This window comes from Alitiscatomonas sp. (genome assembly GCF_037242085.1).
In the GTDB taxonomy this organism is placed as follows: Bacteria; Bacillota; Clostridia; order Lachnospirales; family Lachnospiraceae; genus Alitiscatomonas; species Alitiscatomonas aceti.
Genome location: NZ_JAXXBR010000068.1, coordinates 21,972 through 38,678 on the forward strand (window position 1 = coordinate 21,972; position 16,707 = coordinate 38,678).

Below are 16,707 nucleotides of genomic sequence, written 5' to 3' on the forward strand. Positions count from 1 at the left end.
CGTGCATGTAGTGGGAAAAATAGATCAGGAAATATATCAATGCATTACGAATGACATCGTGACGGATGAGGTTATTATAACAGATAATCAGATTCAGCATATACTGGATCGGCATCCGGATGCTTATGAGACAGCTATGAAAGAAATGCGAACAGCTATTGAAAGTCCGGATTATATTATTGCAGACGATAAGCACGATAATACAGGGCTAGTTATTAAAAAGTTTAAAATGAAAGGCGATAATTTGCAGTTAGTTCTTCGTGTATGCACTCATAAGGATGAGCCTGGTTATAAAAATTCAGTCATATCGTGTTGGGAAATTAGTGAAAAAAGATTGGAAAACTATTTGAAAAACAAACGAGTCCTTTACAAAAAAGAATAATTGATGTATGATAAAGATACAATAAACAAGAGGTTATCTGAGGTGGTAAATTTCGTTGCAACCACGCACCCTAGCGGTCAAAAGAGATGCAGGAGAGGCGACGCCTGCCGGATAACTTCTTGTTTTTTATCTTCGAGGTGAAAAAAGCGTCTTCATGCGCCACATGCCTTGTGCAATGGGCAAAAGAGATGTCGGGAGTGACGCTCCGGCCGAAGATTCCTTTTTATTATGGCTTTACCCGGATGATTATTTGAGGTGGTAGATTTCGTAGCGACCACACGCCGAAGGTATTGACAAGGGGAAACCCTGAGAGATGCAGGAGAGTGTTACGCCTGCCAAATAATCATCTGGTTAAGCAAATATAGATTATCAATACCACCAGTCAGAAATGTCCGGTGGTATTTTTGTACCCATTTTTAGCGTTGCGACATCGCAACGGGGAGGTGTGATGACTAAAATTGAATTTAGGGGAGAAGTCCTGCCGGGGTATGTTCCCGGCCTCCCCGAAGATATGGTTAAGGTTCAGCGAAAAGCTGGGCCTTTTTGATTTCACGAGGTAGGCGTGAAAAATCTCTTGACATATTTGTTGCTACAAAGTATAATGGAGAATGTAGCAACAAAGAAAAGAGGTGAATATAGTGTCTGCTATGAAAAAAGGTACAAAGTTAACGGATAATCCTAAAGATTATATGCTTCGTGTTCGCATGGATAAAGAAACGGTAGAAAAACTTGACAAGATATGTGAAGTTGAAAGTGCCAGTCGTTCAGAAGTTGTGAGAAATGGGATTGAAGAACAGTACCAGAAATTAAAAAAATAGAAGTTCGCTCCACCTACCAAGTTTAACGAACTTCTATACGACACAGAGGTTTCCCATCTGATAAATCTATCATATCATTTTGGGAAACTTCTTTCAAGACTATTTTGAAAGGAGCTTTTTATAATGGGAGATTTAATGATTTTTGAAGGTCATGAAGTAGAAGTATTTGAACTGAATGGAACTGTGCTTTTTAATCCATACCATGTGGGAGCATGTTTGGAACTGTCCGATAGTGCAGTAAGAATGGCAGTTGGAACCATGAATGAAAAACAGGTTGTCAAGGTGAAAAATTCGGATGTCAAGAGTATTGACATCCGAAAACTGAACAACGCCGGAGAGAATTTCCTCACCGAGAGCGGTGTGTATAAGCTGGTCTTTAAGAGCCGCAAGCCTAATGCAGAAGCATTTACTGACTGGGTGACGGATGAAGTCCTTCCCACTCTCCGCAAGACTGGTTCCTACGAAATGCCGAAGCAGAAACCGGAAAAGAAGAAAAAGAACCTTTCCGCCGCCAATATGCTTGTAAAGACGGTCAGCGGTATTTTTAAAGAAGCTGGGGTTGATCCAATGTTCATTGCGGCAGAGGCAAAACGCCTTTATAAAGAACAGGCAGACATTGATATTCAGATCCCATTGATTACAGACAACACCACGCAGACCTTATGGGACTGTACCAGTATCGCAAAAGAGCTGGGAATCCTCTCCGAATCCGGAAGACCCCATGACAAGGCAGTGAGCGGGATCATCCAGGATCTGGATATCTTCGAGGATGAGATCGTGCGGACCGCATTCAGCCGGAACGGCCATGACGGAGTGACTGTCCAGTATAAGGGAAGTGTCCTGGAGAAGGTCAGGGAATGGCTGGAGGAAAACCACTATCCGTCACTGATCGAATTGCAGCTTGCCAATGGCAATGTGAACAAGTGCAAGGTTCTTTACCGGGAGGTGGCGTAATGACGTATCGTGAATTCTGCACCCAGATCGTCCCGATGGTAAATGAACTCCAGGAAGAATGCCGGAAAATGGAGCCGGAAGAATTCCGAAAATTCCGTCAGGAGCTTATGGAAGCATCTGCTGTCAGACCAGAAATTTGCCGAGACTTTATGGAAGCAGTTCTGGATCTGATCCAGAAGAACATTTTCCAGAAAAACGGAGAGGTGGCATAGGCATGGATAGTGGTAAAATATTTGAAAAACTGCTTCATCTGGCGGTTTCCAAGGGGCTTATTGTCCGCTTCTGTCCCTTCGAGGCATCAGAGGGAAGACTGAAAGGAAACCGCCTGGGAATTGCCCAGGATTTAACGATGGATAAGATTAACTACAACCTGGCTCATGAGCTGGCCCATTCCTATCTGCATTATGATAAAGGGGACACGATCCATAGTGAACGTCATGCAGAATACGAGGAACAGGCGGACAGAGCCGCAGAGATGATTTTAGAACTGATAAAAACAGCATAACAACAACAGGTAATCAGAACGTCCTTCTACGGAGGGGCGTTCTTTTTATACAAATTTTTCAAAGAAAGTGAGGGATATCATATGGCAGGTGGAACATGGACCAGCCAGAACAAAGTACAGCCTGGTGTTTATATTAACACCAGATCCCGGGGAAATCTGGGCGTGAGCATCGGGGAGAAGGGAGTGGTGGCGATTGCAGAGCCGCTGTCCTGGGGGCCGTCCGGTGTGATCCAGGAGATTATTCCGGGAGAGGATTTAAAACCATTCACAGGGTATGATGTGACCAGCCCCAGAACCCTGTTTCTGCGTGAGATGATGAAAGGGAGCGATTCAACACCCGGCCCCATAAAGGTCCTTCTTTACCGTCCCGCTGGCAGCGGAGGAGCAAAGGCGGCGGCTACAGTGGAGGGGCTTACAGCAACCGCACGGTATGAAGGGATCCGGGGAAATGATATCACGGTGATCGTCCAGGCGGATCCGGATAAGGGCGATGTGTTTGACGTTATCACAGTGATCGATGGATCCGTGGTAGACGAGCAGGCAGTAAAGACCATTGAGGAGCTGAAGGAAAATGCGTGGGTGAAATTCACCGGCACCGGAGCGCCTGCAGAGACGGCCGGACAGGCCCTGGAGGGAGGAAAAGACCCGGAGGTATCCCCATCGGACTATGCACAGTTCCTGACGGTCCTGGAGCCGTATACATTCGACATCCTGGTCTATGACGGGACAGACAGCGCCACCATGCAGGCCATGGCGTCCTTCGTGAAGCGCGTTTCGGAGAATGTGGGCTTAAAGTGCCAGGCCGTGATGGCTGGGGCAGAGACCAGTAACAGCGAGTGGGTGATCTCTGTAAACAACGGAGTAAAGCTGTCTGACGGGACAGAGTTGTCTCCGCAGCAGGCCACCTGGTGGCTGGGCGGCGCGGAGGCAGGAGCACGGTATAACGAGTCCCTTACATACGCCCGCTATCCGGATGCCATTGAAGCATTCCCGAAGAAAAAGGATACGGAGATCAGTGAGGCCATCCAGAAGGGGGAAGTCGTTTTTATTGACAATTTTGGGACCGTGAAGGTATGTACAGATATCAACACGCTGACCAGCTTTTCAGTGGATAAAGGCCAGGAATATTCCAAAAACCGTGTCATGCGTGTGTTAAACCAGTTCTGTAACGACGTATACAGGCAGTTTTCCCTGTATTATATCGGAAAAGTGGATAATAACGAGACCGGCCGGGGACTGTTGAAGGGCTGGATCGTGGGATATCTCAATGAGATGCAGGCCAATGGCGGGATCCAGAATTTTGTCGCGGATGACGTGTCAGTACAGGCGGGGAACAGCGTGGATTCGGTCCTGGTGGATGTGGCCCTCCAGCCGGTAGACAGTATCGAGAAGATCTATATGACAGTAGCCGTGTCTGTGAACGCAGAGTCGGTATAAGTGTAAAGGAGGCAGGATATGAGTTTTTTACTGGAGCGGGATGCCGTCAACGGAAAAGAGGGCCGCGGCTTTATGACCATTGACGGGGAAAACCATGAGATGTTCGGGCTGAAAAAGTTCCAGTCGGACGCAGAGTTTCAGGAAGCAGACTTTAAGGTGGTGGGGACCCGGCTGGTACAGAAAAAGACCACAGGCGTTGCCCTGACCGGTTCCATGACGATCTATTATGGAACCCCTTATTTTCTGAAACTCTTACAGGAATATCTGAAAACGGGAAAGCTCCCGTATTTCACGATCCAGATCACCAATGACGATCCCTCCACCAGCGTGGGGACACAGACGGTGGTCTTTTATAATGTCAAACTCCAGAAGCTTCCGGTGGCCATCCTGGATGCGGAAGCCGATTATCTGGAGATGGAGGTATCATTTTCATACACACATGTGGAGGTTCTGGACTGGTTTAAGGATCCGGAGCAGTTAGGAGGAAATTAGGAATGGGAAATATTGCAGCATTTTTACAGCCACCGGTAATGGGTGAGGAAAAAAAGGTCTGGATTTCCAGACGGTTTAAAGGGGAGGACGGAAAGCCGCTTCCCTTTGTGATCCGCGTGATCGATCAGGAGACCAATGCTAAGCTGTTAAAACAGGCGACCAGGAAGAACCGTGTGAACGGCCAGATGGTCCAGGAGATGGATGCAGACCGGTACGGGAAGCTCCTGGTGGACGCCTGCGTAGTGGAGCCGAACTTCCGCGATTCCGAGGTGTGTGCCTATTATAAGACTACGGATCCTCTGGAGGTACCGGGGCGGATGCTCACGGCGGGTGAGTACAACCGCCTGGTGGGTGAGATCCGGAAACTCAATGAGCTGGTGGAGTCCGATGAGGAGCTGGAGGCTCTGGAGGAAGCAGCAAAAAACTAGCGGCGGAGAATACCCTGGATTCCAGGCTGTGCCAGTACATGCTCTGTAATCACGGGATTCTCCCCTCTGTAACCATGAAAATCCCATTGAAAGAACGGCTGCTTATGTGGGAGTTCCTGCGGAAGGAAATGAAGGAGGCAAAGAAAAACTGATGGGAGTAATTAACGAGACTTTAAAACTGACCGACCATTTTTCCGCCGCCTTCCAGACGTTTATCCAGATGGGATCCCGTTCGGCCAGTACCGCCGAGACCCTCCGGGAATCCACGGACCAGTACGCCAGGACATCCCAGTACGCGGCCCAGCAGCTGGATGCCCTGAAGGGCGTTCTGGCCTCCCAGGAGTCCCTTTATGCGGCCCAGGGGCAGCGCCTGGATGCCCAGCGGCAGAAGGTGGCAGAACTGGCCGCCAGGCATGCAAAACTGGCCGCATCAAAGGGAATGGAGGCCGGAGCGACCACAAGGGCGGCAGAGGCTCTGGCCAGGGCCCAGATACAGGAACAGCGGATGCTCCAGGCAGCCTTAAAGACCTCTGAGGCCATGGAAAGGCAGAACACAGAGATCCTGAAATTTACAGACCGGATGGGAGGTGCATCGTCTGCGGTGGAGCAGACGGCCAGGAAACAGAAGCAGCACACAAAGGAGGTGGAGCGGACCTCCAGGGCTTCCGGAAAGCTTCTGAAGGCCACGACCCTCATCGCTGCGGCTGCCGGAGCTGCCCGCCTGGCAAAATCGTTCCTGGATTTTTCGGATACCCAGGCACAGATCACGGCCAGGCTGAATCTGATGAATGACGGCCTCCAGGAAACATCCGCACTGAACGAAATGATCTTCCAGTCGTCCCTGCGGTCCAGGGCCTCTTATCTGGATACGGCGGACGCCATCGCAAAAATGGGAGTCAACGCGGGAAATGCGTTTTCTTCCAATACGGAGCTGATCGCGTTTATGGAACAGGTTAATAAACAGTTCGCCATTGGAGGGGCAACAGCCCAGGAGCAGAAGAACGCCATGGTGCAGCTGACCCAGGCCATGGCCGCCGGAGCACTCCGGGGCGAGGAATTAAATTCCATTCTGGATGCGGCACCGGGGATCGCCAGGACCATTGAACAGAGCATGGGATGGGCGGAAGGCTCCATTAAAAAGTATGCGGAAAAGGGGATGGTTTCTGCCGGGGTTGTGAAGAACTCTCTTTTGAGCATGGCGGAGGAGACGAACGCGAAATTCCAGTCCATGCCGATGACCGTATCCCAGGCCATGACAATGATGGAAAGCATTGTCCAGCACAGTGTTTCCGGAATGGCGGCGGAGTGGAATGCATTCTTTAACTCAGCAGAGGGACAGGAGCTTCTGATGGGGGCCATTTCCCTGGTTTCCATACTGGCGGAAACGGGCGTTGCAGCGCTTTCGGCCCTGGGCCAGGGAGCCATGTTCGTGGCAGATAATCTGGACTTTATTCTTCCGGTCCTTGCTGCCGTTGCCCTGGGCCTTGCTGTGCTGCACCGACAGGCAATCCTTGCCGGAATTGCAAGTGTGGGAAGCGCCCTGGCGTCAGCGGCAGGCTGGGCCGCTGCCCACTGGCCGGTCCTTCTTCTGATCGCGGTTCTGGCCTCGGCGATGATCGCGGCCCAGCAGTTCGGCGTAGGTATGACAGAGGTATGCGGCTGGGTCGGCCAGGTACTGGGGATGCTTTATGCCATCGGCTATAACGTGTTTGCATCCCTGTGGAATGTGATCGCCGCCTTTGCGGAGTTTTTTGCCAATGTCTGGAACGATCCGCTGGGGGCAACCGCCCGGCTGTTTTTTGACATTTTTGATACGATCCTGGGGATCGTGGAGACAACGGCCGGAGCCATTGATGCACTTTTAGGAACCAGCCTGGCCGGTACTGTGGCGGGTTTCCGGGGAAAGCTGTCCGGATGGGTGGACGATACCTTCGGAGAGAACGCCATCCAGATCAAACGGATGGCGGAACTGGATGTGTATGGTACCTCACAAAGCTGGGGGCAGAAGGGAGAAAACCTGGGAACCAGGCTGGATAACCTGAATCTGAGCCTGGAGGATCTGACCGGAGGGCTTGGAGGGCTCCTGGACGGGTTCACTCCCGGCGCCATTGATAATGTGGGGACGGTCGGAAAGGTCAAGAAGGTGGACGATATCCGGCTGTCGGACGAGGACCTTAAGATCTACCGGGATCTGGCAGAGCGCCGGTATATGAATAAGATCGAACTGAAGACCCTGGCCCCGCAGATCAGTGTGACGATCCCACCTTCCTCCGGCGGGAATCTGACTGCGGAGGACGTTACAGAGCATATCCGGAAGATGCTGGTGGAGGAGATGAACTCGCAGACCGCAGTTTCCCATGGATAGGAGGAGGATTTATGGCGCGTGTAAAAAGCAGCTGTGCCATTTATGTGGTGTTTGGCGGAAGGAAGGTAAAGATTCCGGTGAACCCGGAAGAGATTGAAATAAAATGTCCGACAGACCACAAGACATATGATGTGATCGGACTGGGGGAGATCGTGGTGCCCAGGAGGCCGTCTTTAAGAGAGGTTTCCTGGGAGTCCTTTTTCCCGGGAGACCGGTCGGAGCCGTATGTAAACACTGGAGCTGGAAAACCGGCCGGATATCTGGAAAGTTTCAAAACGGCCATGGAGGAGAAACAGGTATGCCGTCTGGTCATTTCGGGATCCGGTGTCTGTGATACAAATATGCAATGTGTCATAACGGATTTTGAGACAAAGAACAAAGGAGGGGAGCCTGGTGACCTTTATTACAGTGTGGGATTCCAGGAATACCGGCCGTATGCACCGAAGACCCTGACGATCCTCAAAGAGGGGAACGACGGGCAGGGGAACGCGGAGGCATCAGCAGAATCAGAGCGTCCAGTGGAAAAGCCGGTACTGCGGGTAGGCGCTCCTGTGGTCGTCAACGGGGACTACTGCTACGACAGCTACGGAAGCAGACCCCACGGAACGGCAAACAACCTGAGCACGACTGTGACCAGGATCGTTTCCGGAAACCCTTATCCGGTCCATGTGGGCCATTATGGATGGGTCCTGGAGAGTCAGCTTCAGATCATGGGATAAGAGGAGGTGCAGAATGGAAAACAGATCTCTGGTTATCCAGGTAAAGAGTGAAACGGAGGTGACATCCTATGATTACATCGATGTGGTCCGGGAGATCGAACTGACCACAAACCGCATGGATGCCCCGGGAAAGCTTGTATTCTCCTGCGTGGAGCAGGGACCGTTGAAAATTTTTGAGGGCAGCTCTGTTGAATATGTGGTGGACGGGAAAAAGCTGTTTAAGGGATACATTTTTACCGTGGAGCGGGCCCACGATGGGGAGACTTCCTACACGGCCTATGACCAACTGCGGTATTTAAAAGCCAGCGCCAGCTATGTATTCGAGAATATGTCCCTGTCCCAGATCATCGGGCAGATCGCGGCAGATTTTGGACTGAAAACCGGGAAACTGGAGGATCCGGGGTACGTATTTCCCAGCCTTATCAAGGAGGACGAGGGATGCCTGGACATCATTTTTGACGCTCTTTCAGAAACGATCACCCGGACAGGAAGGATCTTTCTGTTTTATGACGACGCGGGGGAACTGACACTGACAGAGGCAAAAAATCTTGTGACCGGGACCCTCATCGGAGATGGGAGTCTGGCATCGGATTATACCTATAAAAGGGATATTGACTCCGATACGTATAACCGCATTAAACTGGTCCGGAAAAATGAAAAGAGCGGCAGGACGGACGTGTATATCCACGAGGATACGGAGACGATCCGGAAATGGGGGCTTCTCCAGTATTATGCAGAGGTGGATGAGAACCTCAATGAGGCGCAGATCGACGAGATGTGCGGGGCCTATCTGTCCTACTATAACCGGGTTCTCCAGACCCTGAAGCTGGAAGCCATCGGCGTGCCGGGGATCCGTGCGGGGATGATCCTTCCAGTGAAGTTTAAGGATGTGGAGGTACTGGCGGGATCCCGTCTCCTGCTGGCAGAAAAGGTCACCCATAAATGGGACGGGGAATTCCATACCATGGACATAGAGGTGAAATCATTTGAACAGTTTGGAGGTGCAGAGATCGTATGACGACAGAGCTGATCGGAGTGATCCAGGAAATCGTAAAAAACTATATCAAAGCGGTCAAGCTGACGGATAAAGCCACGGGCACAGTTCTGACAGAAGCCCCCCTGTCTGTGCAGGTGGATGCCAGCATTCCACCGGTTTCCGGCCCGGCGCTTCTTCTTACGGACGGTGTGCGGGAACGGACAGAGACGGTGAAGGGAGGCGCCGGTGGTACGGTGACAGTGACAGAGGGGCTGAAGGCGGGAGACAAGGTGCTGATGCTCCGGGTTAAAGGGGGACAGCAGTACATTATCCTGTCAAAGCTCAGATAGAATGGAGGGGATGGAATGGCAACACTGCCAGAGGGAGTAGGACTGGATTCCGTACTGACCTATGTGGACCAGCCTACGAAAACGTTCCTGATCGACTGGAATTCCTGCCAGATATCGGGGCCTGTGGATGGTCTGGAGGCCATGCGGCAGGCGGTGGAGATTATACTCCAGAATGAGAGGTTCCGGTGGCAGATCTATACGGCAGATTTTGGGAGTGAGCTGGAGGAACTGGTCGGAGAGGATTATGATTTTATCGTCAGCGAGCTGCCCAGAAGGATCCGGGATGCCTTTTCCAGGGACAGCCGGATCCTGTCAGCAGATAATTTTGTGTTTTCGGACGGAAGCGGAGGAAAGCTGGTGTGCAGCTTTGACGTACACACCGTGTTCGGGACGATTTCAGAGGAGGTGGGAGTGTGATCGATCTGAACGGATATACACGGGAGGCGATCCAGAAGGCCATGCTGGACCGGGTTCCGCGTACCCTGGACACCAGGGAGGGGAGTGTGATCCAGACAGCCCTGGGACCGGCTGCCTGGTATCTGGAGGGACTTTATATGCTGCTGGGACAGGTCCAGCAGAACGCCTATGCCAACACGGCGGCAGGCCAGTCCCTGGACTATATCTGTGCGGAACGCGGGATCAGGAGGAAGGAGGCCGTGGCGGCCAGAAGGAAGGGAACGTTTAACGTACAGATCCGGGAAGGAGCGCTGTTTAAGACCATAAACGGGGCGGATTCCGTTCTTTTTATGTGTACCGGAAAACTTCTGGAGAAGACGGATGGGTCGTACACATACGAAATGGTGTGCCAGACGGCCGGACTTGCCGGAAACAGTTATTCCGGAAGTATCCTTCCGGTTTCGGCCATCAGCGGGCTCACGTCGGCGGTGATCGGGGAAACCATCCTGTCGGGGAGCGACGAAGAGGACGATGGCTCTCTGAGGGCCAGGTATTTTGAGACTTTTGATGTCCAGGCATTTGGGGGCAATATTATTTCTTACCGGACTGCGATCCTGGCAGTCTCGGGCGTCGGCGCTGTCCAGGTATATCCGGCCTGGAAGGGAGGAGGAACCGTCCTCTGCAGTATCCTGAGCAGCCAGATGAAGCCGGCGGACAGCGGCCTTCTTAAGAAGGTCCAGGAACTGATCTGCCCGGCGGAGGAGGGGGAAGAACTGCCGTCTTCCAATGGATATGGCATGGCGCCCATCGGGGCGGCAGTGACGATCACAACGGCAAACACGCTGGTGTTAAATATCTCATGCAGCATCCAGTTCGTTGAAGGTGTGGCCACAGGGGCGGAGATATACCGGGAGCGCGTCCGGGAAAAAATACAGGACTATCTGGATTCTGTCTGTGCAACCTGGGGAAATCCCATCAAGGGGCAGAAGATTGAATACATAGTTTCAGTATATGTCTCACGGATCGCAGTGGCCGTTCTGGGAATTCCGGAGATCGTCAATGTGACAGATATTCTGATCAATGGATCCGGGAAGGATCTGGTTCTGACGGAAACTGCAGATTTACAGCAGATTCCAGAGTTAGGGACGGTGATGATCAATGGCGGCTGATCTGATCCATATACTTCCGGCATGGTTCCGCCCGGTCCGGGAATTCCAGGTTATTATGGAAGCCCATGGAGCGGCCCTGGACCAGGCAGAAAAGCAGATCCGGCAGACCTGGGATAACTGCTTTATCCAGACTGCAGACGCAGACACGATCCGGATGTATGAGGAATTGTTCGGACTGGTTTATAAACCAGGAGAAACATTGGAATTCCGCCGGCAGCGGATCCTCCAGATGTATAATATCATCCCGCCGTTTTCCATCGGCTTTTTCCACAGCCGGCTGAGGGAACTGTTCGGGAATGATTATTCCCTGGAGGTGGATCCGGTCAGAAGCACGATCCGCGTCATTGTGACCTCCAGCCAGTACGGAGCTGTGGATCTTCTGTATGGACTGGTATGGGATATTGTACCGGCGCACATGGAGGTGACGGCAAACCATCAGGTGACCAATGACATGGATGGAAAGCTTTGTATGGCAGGATTTGTGGCGGGAACCGTAGTCCAGACCATATAGGCCGATTTTAAGGAGGAAAACACATGGGAGCATATAAGAAAGCAGTGATCACGGACGCAGGCAGAGCCCTGGTGGCCCGGGCCGTGGCAGGGGAAACGGAAATCCGGTTTTCCCATGCCAGTACATCCGAGTACGTTTACCCGGATGGTACGAGATTCGAGGAGATAGAGAAGCTGGAGGGGATCCGGCAGACGGTGCTTCCAGCCGACGCGCGGGTGGCGGATGGGACGCTGGTGAATGTGAGGGCCATGTTTGGCAATGAGAATATCCTGTCCCCATATATGATCCAGAATATCGGACTGTATGCCATGGACGGGGAAAGGGAGATCCTCTTTGCTGTTTCCCAGGCGCAGGTGCCGGACCAGGTGCCTGCATACAACGGAGTGGCCCCGTCGTCCTTTATTTTCAATCTCTGCCTTGCGGTTGCACAGGCAGCGGAGATACGGGTGACCGTGGATCCGGCCGGGACCGTGACCATACAGGATATCCTGGAGATCCGGGAACAGCTCCGGAAGACAACGGAGACCGCAGAAAAGGCAGCCGGAAGTCTGATAACCGGTATTACGATTCCGGCCTCCGGCTGGAAAGATCTGACCTATACCATTGAAAATGCGGCGATCCAGGCCGACAGCATCGTGCATATCGGGTATGCGTTTGATTCGGTCCCGGCGGCCCAGAAGGCCAATATACGGGGGAGGACGGAAGCTGGAAAGCTGATACTGGTGGCAAAAAAAGTCCCTGCAGGGGACCTGGCCGTGGATGAGATCCTGATCCAGAATCTGAAAGGAGGCGTGTAGTATGGCGGTATATACCAATGCAGGAGGAGGCGGCGGAGCGTCATCGGACGAGCTGACTGCCGCCAGAGGAGATGTATTAAAAGGGAAGACAGCGGTTACAAGCGACAGCAGCGATGAGCCGGTGGAGGGAACGCTGGAGCTGACTGGGGATGCGGCGGATTCCCATGTTCTGATCGGGAAAACCTATTACAATAAGGACCCGAAAACGAGGCGGGCCGGAACTATGCCGAACCGTGGGGCTGTGGCCCAGGAGCTGGCAGCAGGCGGGAGCTATACAATCCCGGAAGGGTATCATAACGGCGGTGGAAAGGTAACGGCAAAGAGCCTGGCGTCGCAGACGGGAGGAGCTACGGCAGCAGACGGGGATGTCCTGTCCGGCAGGACCTACTGGAAGGACGGTGCGAAGCGCACCGGGACTATGGCCAATCAGGGAGCGAAAACAGCAGCATTAAACGCTGGAGGGAGTTATGCGATTCCGGCGGGCTATCATAACGGATCCGGCCGGGTGACGGCCAACAGCCTGGCGTCGCAGACCTCTGCCAATGCGGCAGCGGGGCATATCCTGTCTGGGAAGACTGCGTGGGTCAATGGTAGTAAGCTGACAGGTACTCTCGCTGTACAATCTGCGATTTCTTTTAATGCAGCCGCTCTCTCCGCAACTTCGGTCCGGATCAGCTGGAAGAATCCGGCCAGGGGACCTTGGCAGGGAGTATTTATCCAGATGAGTACATCCGGGAATCCGGGGACGGGCGGCGGAACGAGAGTATATACCGGAGCCGGAAATAATCCAAGCTCGGCTGGCGGAAGCAACTATGTGGATATAGGCGGACTTAATATGGGAACCACCTATTACTTTACATGTACGTCGTACTGTGACGCTTTGGGGTGGGGATCCAGCTATAATGTAGCGGCTACAACAAAGGGAAAGATATTATATGATAATGGCTATAATCCATATGGTATGTACGATAGTTATGAGATTGCTACTTTCTATCCAACTTATGTAGAAAATCCTGGTATGCCTGGATCCGGATCTGATTCGATATATAAGTTTAAAACCCCAGTAATTGATTCCGGATATTCAAAAATGTGGTTTGATTTATATATTTTATATGCAAAATCCAATTACCCATTTCTGAATGCTAGTTATACATACAAACGTGAAGAAGACAGATATCCTAAGCAAGTTTCATTTCACGATACGAACAAGGCCGTTGTAGGAAATAAGAGGATTGCTATACAAATGGCAGGATCTGGAGTCGCTATCCAGGATATACGGTTTGACTGGACGGGATACGATCAGTACGCTCTCAATGGCAATGGTATCAGAATATATAAAATATGGCTGGAATAGAGAATGGTCGATAAAGCAATCCATTGAAAAAAAGAAAGGAGACTGGAATGAAAGCATTAATTATTTACGACGCAACAGGACGAATCTGGAATGTCACCTATGGCGAGGACATCCTCCCTACCGGATTATCGGGGATGGTCGCGGATGTCCCGGAAGGTCGCAGCGTATATGGGATTGATTTTTCCGGGAGCATCCCGAAGGCAAGATATGAGGAGCTGCCGAAAACGGAGGTGGAACAGATATCTGGAAAGATTGATGCGCTTTCAGAGAGCATAAATCATCTGGTGACAGGCAGTGTGATGCCCATGACTGTGGCGTGCTCTTTCATCGCAGAAACCTTCACGGATGACCAGGCGGTACAGGTTCCTGGTCTGTACCCGGAATGGGATGGGAACGGTATGGCTTATAAGACCGGCACAAGGCTCCGGTATACCGGTGTTCTTTACCGGGTGTTACAGGATCACACATCCCAGGATGACTGGACACCGGATGCATCCCCCGCGCTGTTTGCGGAGATTTTAATTCCGGATCCCGGGGTGATCCCGGAGTGGAAGCAGCCGGAAAGCACCAATGGATATGCCAAAGGCGACCGCGTTGCCCATGGAGGAAAGACCTGGGAATCCCTTGTTGACAATAATGTCTGGGAGCCCGGAATATCCGGGACAGAAGCTCTCTGGAAAGAATGGAGGTGATACCAATGGATGAGGCTGTAAAAGCGGAGCTTGCCAGGCTCCGGGATGAGGACAACCGACAAAATCACCGGATCGATGACCTGGAGCAGTCTGTAAAGGCGATCCAGGACCTTACGATCTCCGTCCATGCCCTGGCCCAGGACATGCGGCAGATGTTATCAGAGCTTAAGGACCAGGGATCACGGCTTGAGCGGTTTGACGGCCGTCTGGAAGCCCTGGAGCAGCAACCGGCGAGGAGATGGCAGCGGATGTCGGACAAGATCCTGGACACGGCCGTGGGGCTTCTGGCCGGCGCTGTGATCACGGGGATTGCAATGTTAGCTGTACAGTATATCAAGTAGTGGAAGGAGAAAAATAGAATGGATTTTAGCGTAATCATGCAGTACATATCGTATCTTTTGGTGGCCATCGGCGTGATGGCCTTTGTGGTGTCCACGGTCACCCAGGTAGTCAAGTCCTGGCCGGGCCTGGATAAGCTCCCCACGTCGGTAGTGGTGATCGTGCTGTCCCTGGTGCTGTGCCCGGTGACCTTTGTGGCGCTGATGGCGTGGATGGACCGGGAGATCACCTGGTATATGGTCTTTGCGTGTATGATCGGGGCCTTTATCGTGGCACTGGTAGCTATGGACGGATGGGAGCGGCTCAAAGAAATCTGGGACCGGACAGGCTACCAGAAAAGGCCCATGGACAAGTCCTAAGGAGGTGATCCGGTATCTCCCGGCCGGCGGGGTTAAGCCGGATGTTTATTGCGACGTCGCAACAGGGAAAAAATACGAAAACGGTAGAAACCTGTCGGAAGATATGGTAGGATAAAGATGCTGTCGAACCTCCAGCAGAAAGGAGGTGGAAGCAGATGGAAATACTCACCACTTTTCTTGTTTCGGTCGGAGCAAGTGTAGCTAGCTACTACATATGCAGATGGCTGGACCGTAACAGATAGGCAGCAACAGCCTAAACGGAGTGGTTCACCGTAACGAACAAGAAAACCCCAGAGGCGGGCACCTCTGGGGTTTTCATTTAGAAGCATATGGAACTCACCACATTCCTTAGCTACACTCATCATATTCCATTCTGATTAAAATGTCAATACCCCAGAGCTGGCACTCTGGGGCTTTCATCATGTCCGTGGACATATAGCTACATCCCTTAGCTACACCCAGAATATTTCATTCCGGTTAAAAAGTCAATTGTTTTTAAAGGGAACAGAAATAAGTAACCAGAGCGTCCTTCTTCGGAGGGGCGTTCTTTTTATGCAGAAAGTGAGGAACACATATGGTAAGAGTTGGAAGTGCAAGATCGAATGAAAATGGCGGAATCAATGGAGGAAAGCCGGGAGACCAGAAGGGAGGAAGGGAGGTATCCACGCAGGATTGGTATCTGCATAGCAAAGGGTGGGTCGTTATCCGCGCGAAAGATAGGCAGGTTCGTGAGCTGATTGCCCACAACATGGAATCCATTTGCGCCAACAATAATATCGGTTACTGCCAGGATCACAGGACAAGCCTGATTGCTATTGCTGCTGGATATGGATATGATGCCAGCAAGATTTTGTCACCCTGCGAGACGGATTGCTCCGAAGCCGTCCGGGTATGCTGCCTGTATGCCGGAGTTAAAGTGGCCAGTTTTAACACAGCCAATGAGGTGAGTACATTGCGGGCGACCGGTAAGTTTGATATCTTAAAAGATGACAAGTACTGTAAAAAGCCAGACTACTTATTGCGTGGGGATATCCTGGTAACGAGGACAAAGGGGCACACGGTAGTTGTTTTGGATGATGGGGCCAAAGCTGCTCCGCCGGAGCCGGAAAAGAAATCCGGCTGGATCCAGGAGGCCGGGATCTGGAGATATTATCACGGAGACACAGGAGAGCCGGTACGCAACGACTGGCACCGGGATCCCGATGGCCGGTGGTACTGGTTTGACGGTTCCGGAGTGATGGTCGCCAACGCCTGGAAGCAGGATAAGGCTGGCAAGTGGTATTACCTTGGCTCTGATGGTGCAATGGTCACCGGAAGGCTCATGCAGATCGGCGACGAGGTGTTTGCCTTTGGGGCCGATGGAGCCATGCTGCAGGGCGAGATCCGGTGCCAGGCAGATGCGAGGGGAGCACTGACAATCGTATAAAAATGTAGAAATGTCTGGAAGTGTGTAGTATAATAGGCGCGTTACCGCCCCTATACCGGTAAGGAGAGGGGGTGTTTCGTAATGGAATACATTTTGTCTTTTATCGTCACTGTTGTGGCAGGCGTGGTTTGCCACCTCATCTGCAAATGGTTAGACAGTGATAAGTAGCCGGTAACTAGCCTGTGGTTTAAGCCACCACTATTAAACGGAATAGAAAATCCCCGGACGCGCATCCGGG

The 16,707-nt window shown here is 52.0% G+C and carries 21 protein-coding genes; all 21 read left to right on the plus strand.

Translation table 11 applies throughout. The annotated features are described in order from the left end of the window. Window position 1: 1 nt before the first annotated feature. The 21 genes from WIH05_RS05950 (at window position 2) to WIH05_RS06050 (ending at window position 16,469) form a co-directional block, all read left to right on the plus strand. On the plus strand, window positions 2-382 hold the full coding sequence (locus WIH05_RS05950; RefSeq protein ID WP_337425113.1) for a PBECR2 nuclease fold domain-containing protein: 381 nt from the start codon (window positions 2-4) through the stop codon (window positions 380-382). 647 nt (window positions 383-1,029) lie between these two features. Beyond that, window positions 1,030-1,200, plus strand: a complete 171-nt coding sequence (locus tag WIH05_RS05955; RefSeq protein ID WP_215654090.1) for a ribbon-helix-helix protein, CopG family — start codon at window positions 1,030-1,032, stop codon at window positions 1,198-1,200. A 123-nt stretch (window positions 1,201-1,323) separates the two neighbouring features. Beyond that, complete coding sequence (locus WIH05_RS05960) at window positions 1,324-2,154, plus strand: BRO family protein (protein ID WP_337425114.1); 831 nt, start codon at window positions 1,324-1,326, stop codon at window positions 2,152-2,154. Beyond that, entirely contained in the window at window positions 2,154-2,366 is a 213-nt protein-coding gene (locus WIH05_RS05965; RefSeq protein ID WP_022274352.1) for a hypothetical protein, read from the plus strand. The genes WIH05_RS05960 and WIH05_RS05965 overlap by 1 nt, the downstream gene beginning before the upstream one ends. Window positions 2,367-2,368: 2 nt before the next feature. Then, on the plus strand, window positions 2,369-2,659 hold the full coding sequence (locus tag WIH05_RS05970; RefSeq protein ID WP_215654093.1) for an ImmA/IrrE family metallo-endopeptidase: 291 nt from the start codon (window positions 2,369-2,371) through the stop codon (window positions 2,657-2,659). An 81-nt stretch (window positions 2,660-2,740) separates the two neighbouring features. Beyond that, window positions 2,741-4,096, plus strand: coding sequence for a phage tail sheath family protein (locus tag WIH05_RS05975; protein ID WP_337425115.1), 1,356 nt, complete (start codon window positions 2,741-2,743; stop codon window positions 4,094-4,096). A gap of 18 nt (window positions 4,097-4,114) precedes the next feature. After that, window positions 4,115-4,588 carry a phage tail tube protein gene (locus WIH05_RS05980; RefSeq protein ID WP_022274355.1) on the plus strand — a complete coding sequence of 158 codons (474 nt, stop codon included), beginning with the start codon at window positions 4,115-4,117 and terminating at the stop codon, window positions 4,586-4,588. A 2-nt stretch (window positions 4,589-4,590) separates the two neighbouring features. Beyond that, a complete protein-coding gene (locus WIH05_RS05985) occupies window positions 4,591-5,016 on the plus strand; it encodes a phage XkdN-like protein (protein ID WP_022274356.1) in 426 nt (141 codons plus the stop codon). A gap of 151 nt (window positions 5,017-5,167) precedes the next feature. Continuing rightward, a complete protein-coding gene (locus WIH05_RS05990) occupies window positions 5,168-7,381 on the plus strand; it encodes a tape measure protein (RefSeq protein ID WP_337425116.1) in 2,214 nt (737 codons plus the stop codon). An 11-nt stretch (window positions 7,382-7,392) separates the two neighbouring features. Beyond that, entirely contained in the window at window positions 7,393-8,100 is a 708-nt protein-coding gene (locus WIH05_RS05995; RefSeq protein WP_337425117.1) for a hypothetical protein, read from the plus strand. 13 nt (window positions 8,101-8,113) lie between these two features. After that, window positions 8,114-9,118 (plus strand): hypothetical protein, encoded by a 1,005-nt coding sequence (locus tag WIH05_RS06000; RefSeq protein ID WP_337425118.1) that lies wholly within the window; start codon window positions 8,114-8,116, stop codon window positions 9,116-9,118. Then, window positions 9,115-9,426, plus strand: coding sequence for a DUF2577 domain-containing protein (locus WIH05_RS06005; RefSeq protein ID WP_022274361.1), 312 nt, complete (start codon window positions 9,115-9,117; stop codon window positions 9,424-9,426). Before WIH05_RS06000 ends, WIH05_RS06005 begins: the two co-directional genes overlap by 4 nt. Window positions 9,427-9,441: 15 nt before the next feature. Beyond that, a complete protein-coding gene (locus WIH05_RS06010; protein ID WP_022274362.1) occupies window positions 9,442-9,843 on the plus strand; it encodes a DUF2634 domain-containing protein in 402 nt (133 codons plus the stop codon). Then, window positions 9,840-10,991: a baseplate J/gp47 family protein gene (locus tag WIH05_RS06015; RefSeq protein WP_022274363.1), complete on the plus strand. Its 1,152-nt coding sequence runs from the start codon at window positions 9,840-9,842 to the stop codon at window positions 10,989-10,991. Before WIH05_RS06010 ends, WIH05_RS06015 begins: the two co-directional genes overlap by 4 nt. After that, window positions 10,981-11,502: a putative phage tail protein gene (locus WIH05_RS06020; RefSeq protein WP_215654112.1), complete on the plus strand. Its 522-nt coding sequence runs from the start codon at window positions 10,981-10,983 to the stop codon at window positions 11,500-11,502. The genes WIH05_RS06015 and WIH05_RS06020 overlap by 11 nt, the downstream gene beginning before the upstream one ends. 23 nt (window positions 11,503-11,525) lie before the next feature. Then, window positions 11,526-12,299, plus strand: a complete 774-nt coding sequence (locus tag WIH05_RS06025; protein WP_337425119.1) for a hypothetical protein — start codon at window positions 11,526-11,528, stop codon at window positions 12,297-12,299. 223 nt (window positions 12,300-12,522) lie between these two features. Further along, window positions 12,523-13,653 carry a fibronectin type III domain-containing protein gene (locus tag WIH05_RS06030; protein WP_337425120.1) on the plus strand — a complete coding sequence of 377 codons (1,131 nt, stop codon included), beginning with the start codon at window positions 12,523-12,525 and terminating at the stop codon, window positions 13,651-13,653. Window positions 13,654-13,700: 47 nt separating this feature from the next. Then, window positions 13,701-14,345, plus strand: coding sequence for a carbohydrate-binding protein (locus WIH05_RS06035; RefSeq protein WP_337425121.1), 645 nt, complete (start codon window positions 13,701-13,703; stop codon window positions 14,343-14,345). A gap of 5 nt (window positions 14,346-14,350) precedes the next feature. Continuing rightward, window positions 14,351-14,686, plus strand: a complete 336-nt coding sequence (locus tag WIH05_RS06040; protein ID WP_337425122.1) for a hypothetical protein — start codon at window positions 14,351-14,353, stop codon at window positions 14,684-14,686. 18 nt (window positions 14,687-14,704) lie between these two features. Continuing rightward, window positions 14,705-15,043 (plus strand): hypothetical protein, encoded by a 339-nt coding sequence (locus WIH05_RS06045; RefSeq protein ID WP_337425123.1) that lies wholly within the window; start codon window positions 14,705-14,707, stop codon window positions 15,041-15,043. Window positions 15,044-15,617: 574 nt separating this feature from the next. Next, on the plus strand, window positions 15,618-16,469 hold the full coding sequence (locus WIH05_RS06050) for a hypothetical protein (RefSeq protein WP_337425124.1): 852 nt from the start codon (window positions 15,618-15,620) through the stop codon (window positions 16,467-16,469). The last annotated feature ends 238 nt before the right edge of the window (window positions 16,470-16,707 follow it).

Coding starts and splice junctions, on each gene's coding strand:
- WIH05_RS05980 (WP_022274355.1), top strand. CDS start 4,115: ATGAGTTTTTTACTGGAGCGGGATGCCGTCAACGGAAAAGAGGGCCGC.
- WIH05_RS06035 (WP_337425121.1), top strand. CDS start 13,701: ATGAAAGCATTAATTATTTACGACGCAACAGGACGAATCTGGAATGTC.
- WIH05_RS05955 (WP_215654090.1), top strand. CDS start 1,030: ATGAAAAAAGGTACAAAGTTAACGGATAATCCTAAAGATTATATGCTT.
- WIH05_RS05990 (WP_337425116.1), top strand. CDS start 5,168: ATGGGAGTAATTAACGAGACTTTAAAACTGACCGACCATTTTTCCGCC.
- WIH05_RS06010 (WP_022274362.1), top strand. CDS start 9,442: ATGGCAACACTGCCAGAGGGAGTAGGACTGGATTCCGTACTGACCTAT.
- WIH05_RS06020 (WP_215654112.1), top strand. CDS start 10,981: ATGGCGGCTGATCTGATCCATATACTTCCGGCATGGTTCCGCCCGGTC.
- WIH05_RS05965 (WP_022274352.1), top strand. CDS start 2,154: ATGACGTATCGTGAATTCTGCACCCAGATCGTCCCGATGGTAAATGAA.
- WIH05_RS06000 (WP_337425118.1), top strand. CDS start 8,114: ATGGAAAACAGATCTCTGGTTATCCAGGTAAAGAGTGAAACGGAGGTG.
- WIH05_RS06040 (WP_337425122.1), top strand. CDS start 14,351: ATGGATGAGGCTGTAAAAGCGGAGCTTGCCAGGCTCCGGGATGAGGAC.
- WIH05_RS06050 (WP_337425124.1), top strand. CDS start 15,618: ATGGTAAGAGTTGGAAGTGCAAGATCGAATGAAAATGGCGGAATCAAT.
- WIH05_RS06045 (WP_337425123.1), top strand. CDS start 14,705: ATGGATTTTAGCGTAATCATGCAGTACATATCGTATCTTTTGGTGGCC.
- WIH05_RS06005 (WP_022274361.1), top strand. CDS start 9,115: ATGACGACAGAGCTGATCGGAGTGATCCAGGAAATCGTAAAAAACTAT.
- WIH05_RS06030 (WP_337425120.1), top strand. CDS start 12,523: ATGCCGAACCGTGGGGCTGTGGCCCAGGAGCTGGCAGCAGGCGGGAGC.
- WIH05_RS05975 (WP_337425115.1), top strand. CDS start 2,741: ATGGCAGGTGGAACATGGACCAGCCAGAACAAAGTACAGCCTGGTGTT.
- WIH05_RS06025 (WP_337425119.1), top strand. CDS start 11,526: ATGGGAGCATATAAGAAAGCAGTGATCACGGACGCAGGCAGAGCCCTG.
- WIH05_RS05970 (WP_215654093.1), top strand. CDS start 2,369: ATGGATAGTGGTAAAATATTTGAAAAACTGCTTCATCTGGCGGTTTCC.
- WIH05_RS05995 (WP_337425117.1), top strand. CDS start 7,393: ATGGCGCGTGTAAAAAGCAGCTGTGCCATTTATGTGGTGTTTGGCGGA.
- WIH05_RS05960 (WP_337425114.1), top strand. CDS start 1,324: ATGGGAGATTTAATGATTTTTGAAGGTCATGAAGTAGAAGTATTTGAA.
- WIH05_RS05985 (WP_022274356.1), top strand. CDS start 4,591: ATGGGAAATATTGCAGCATTTTTACAGCCACCGGTAATGGGTGAGGAA.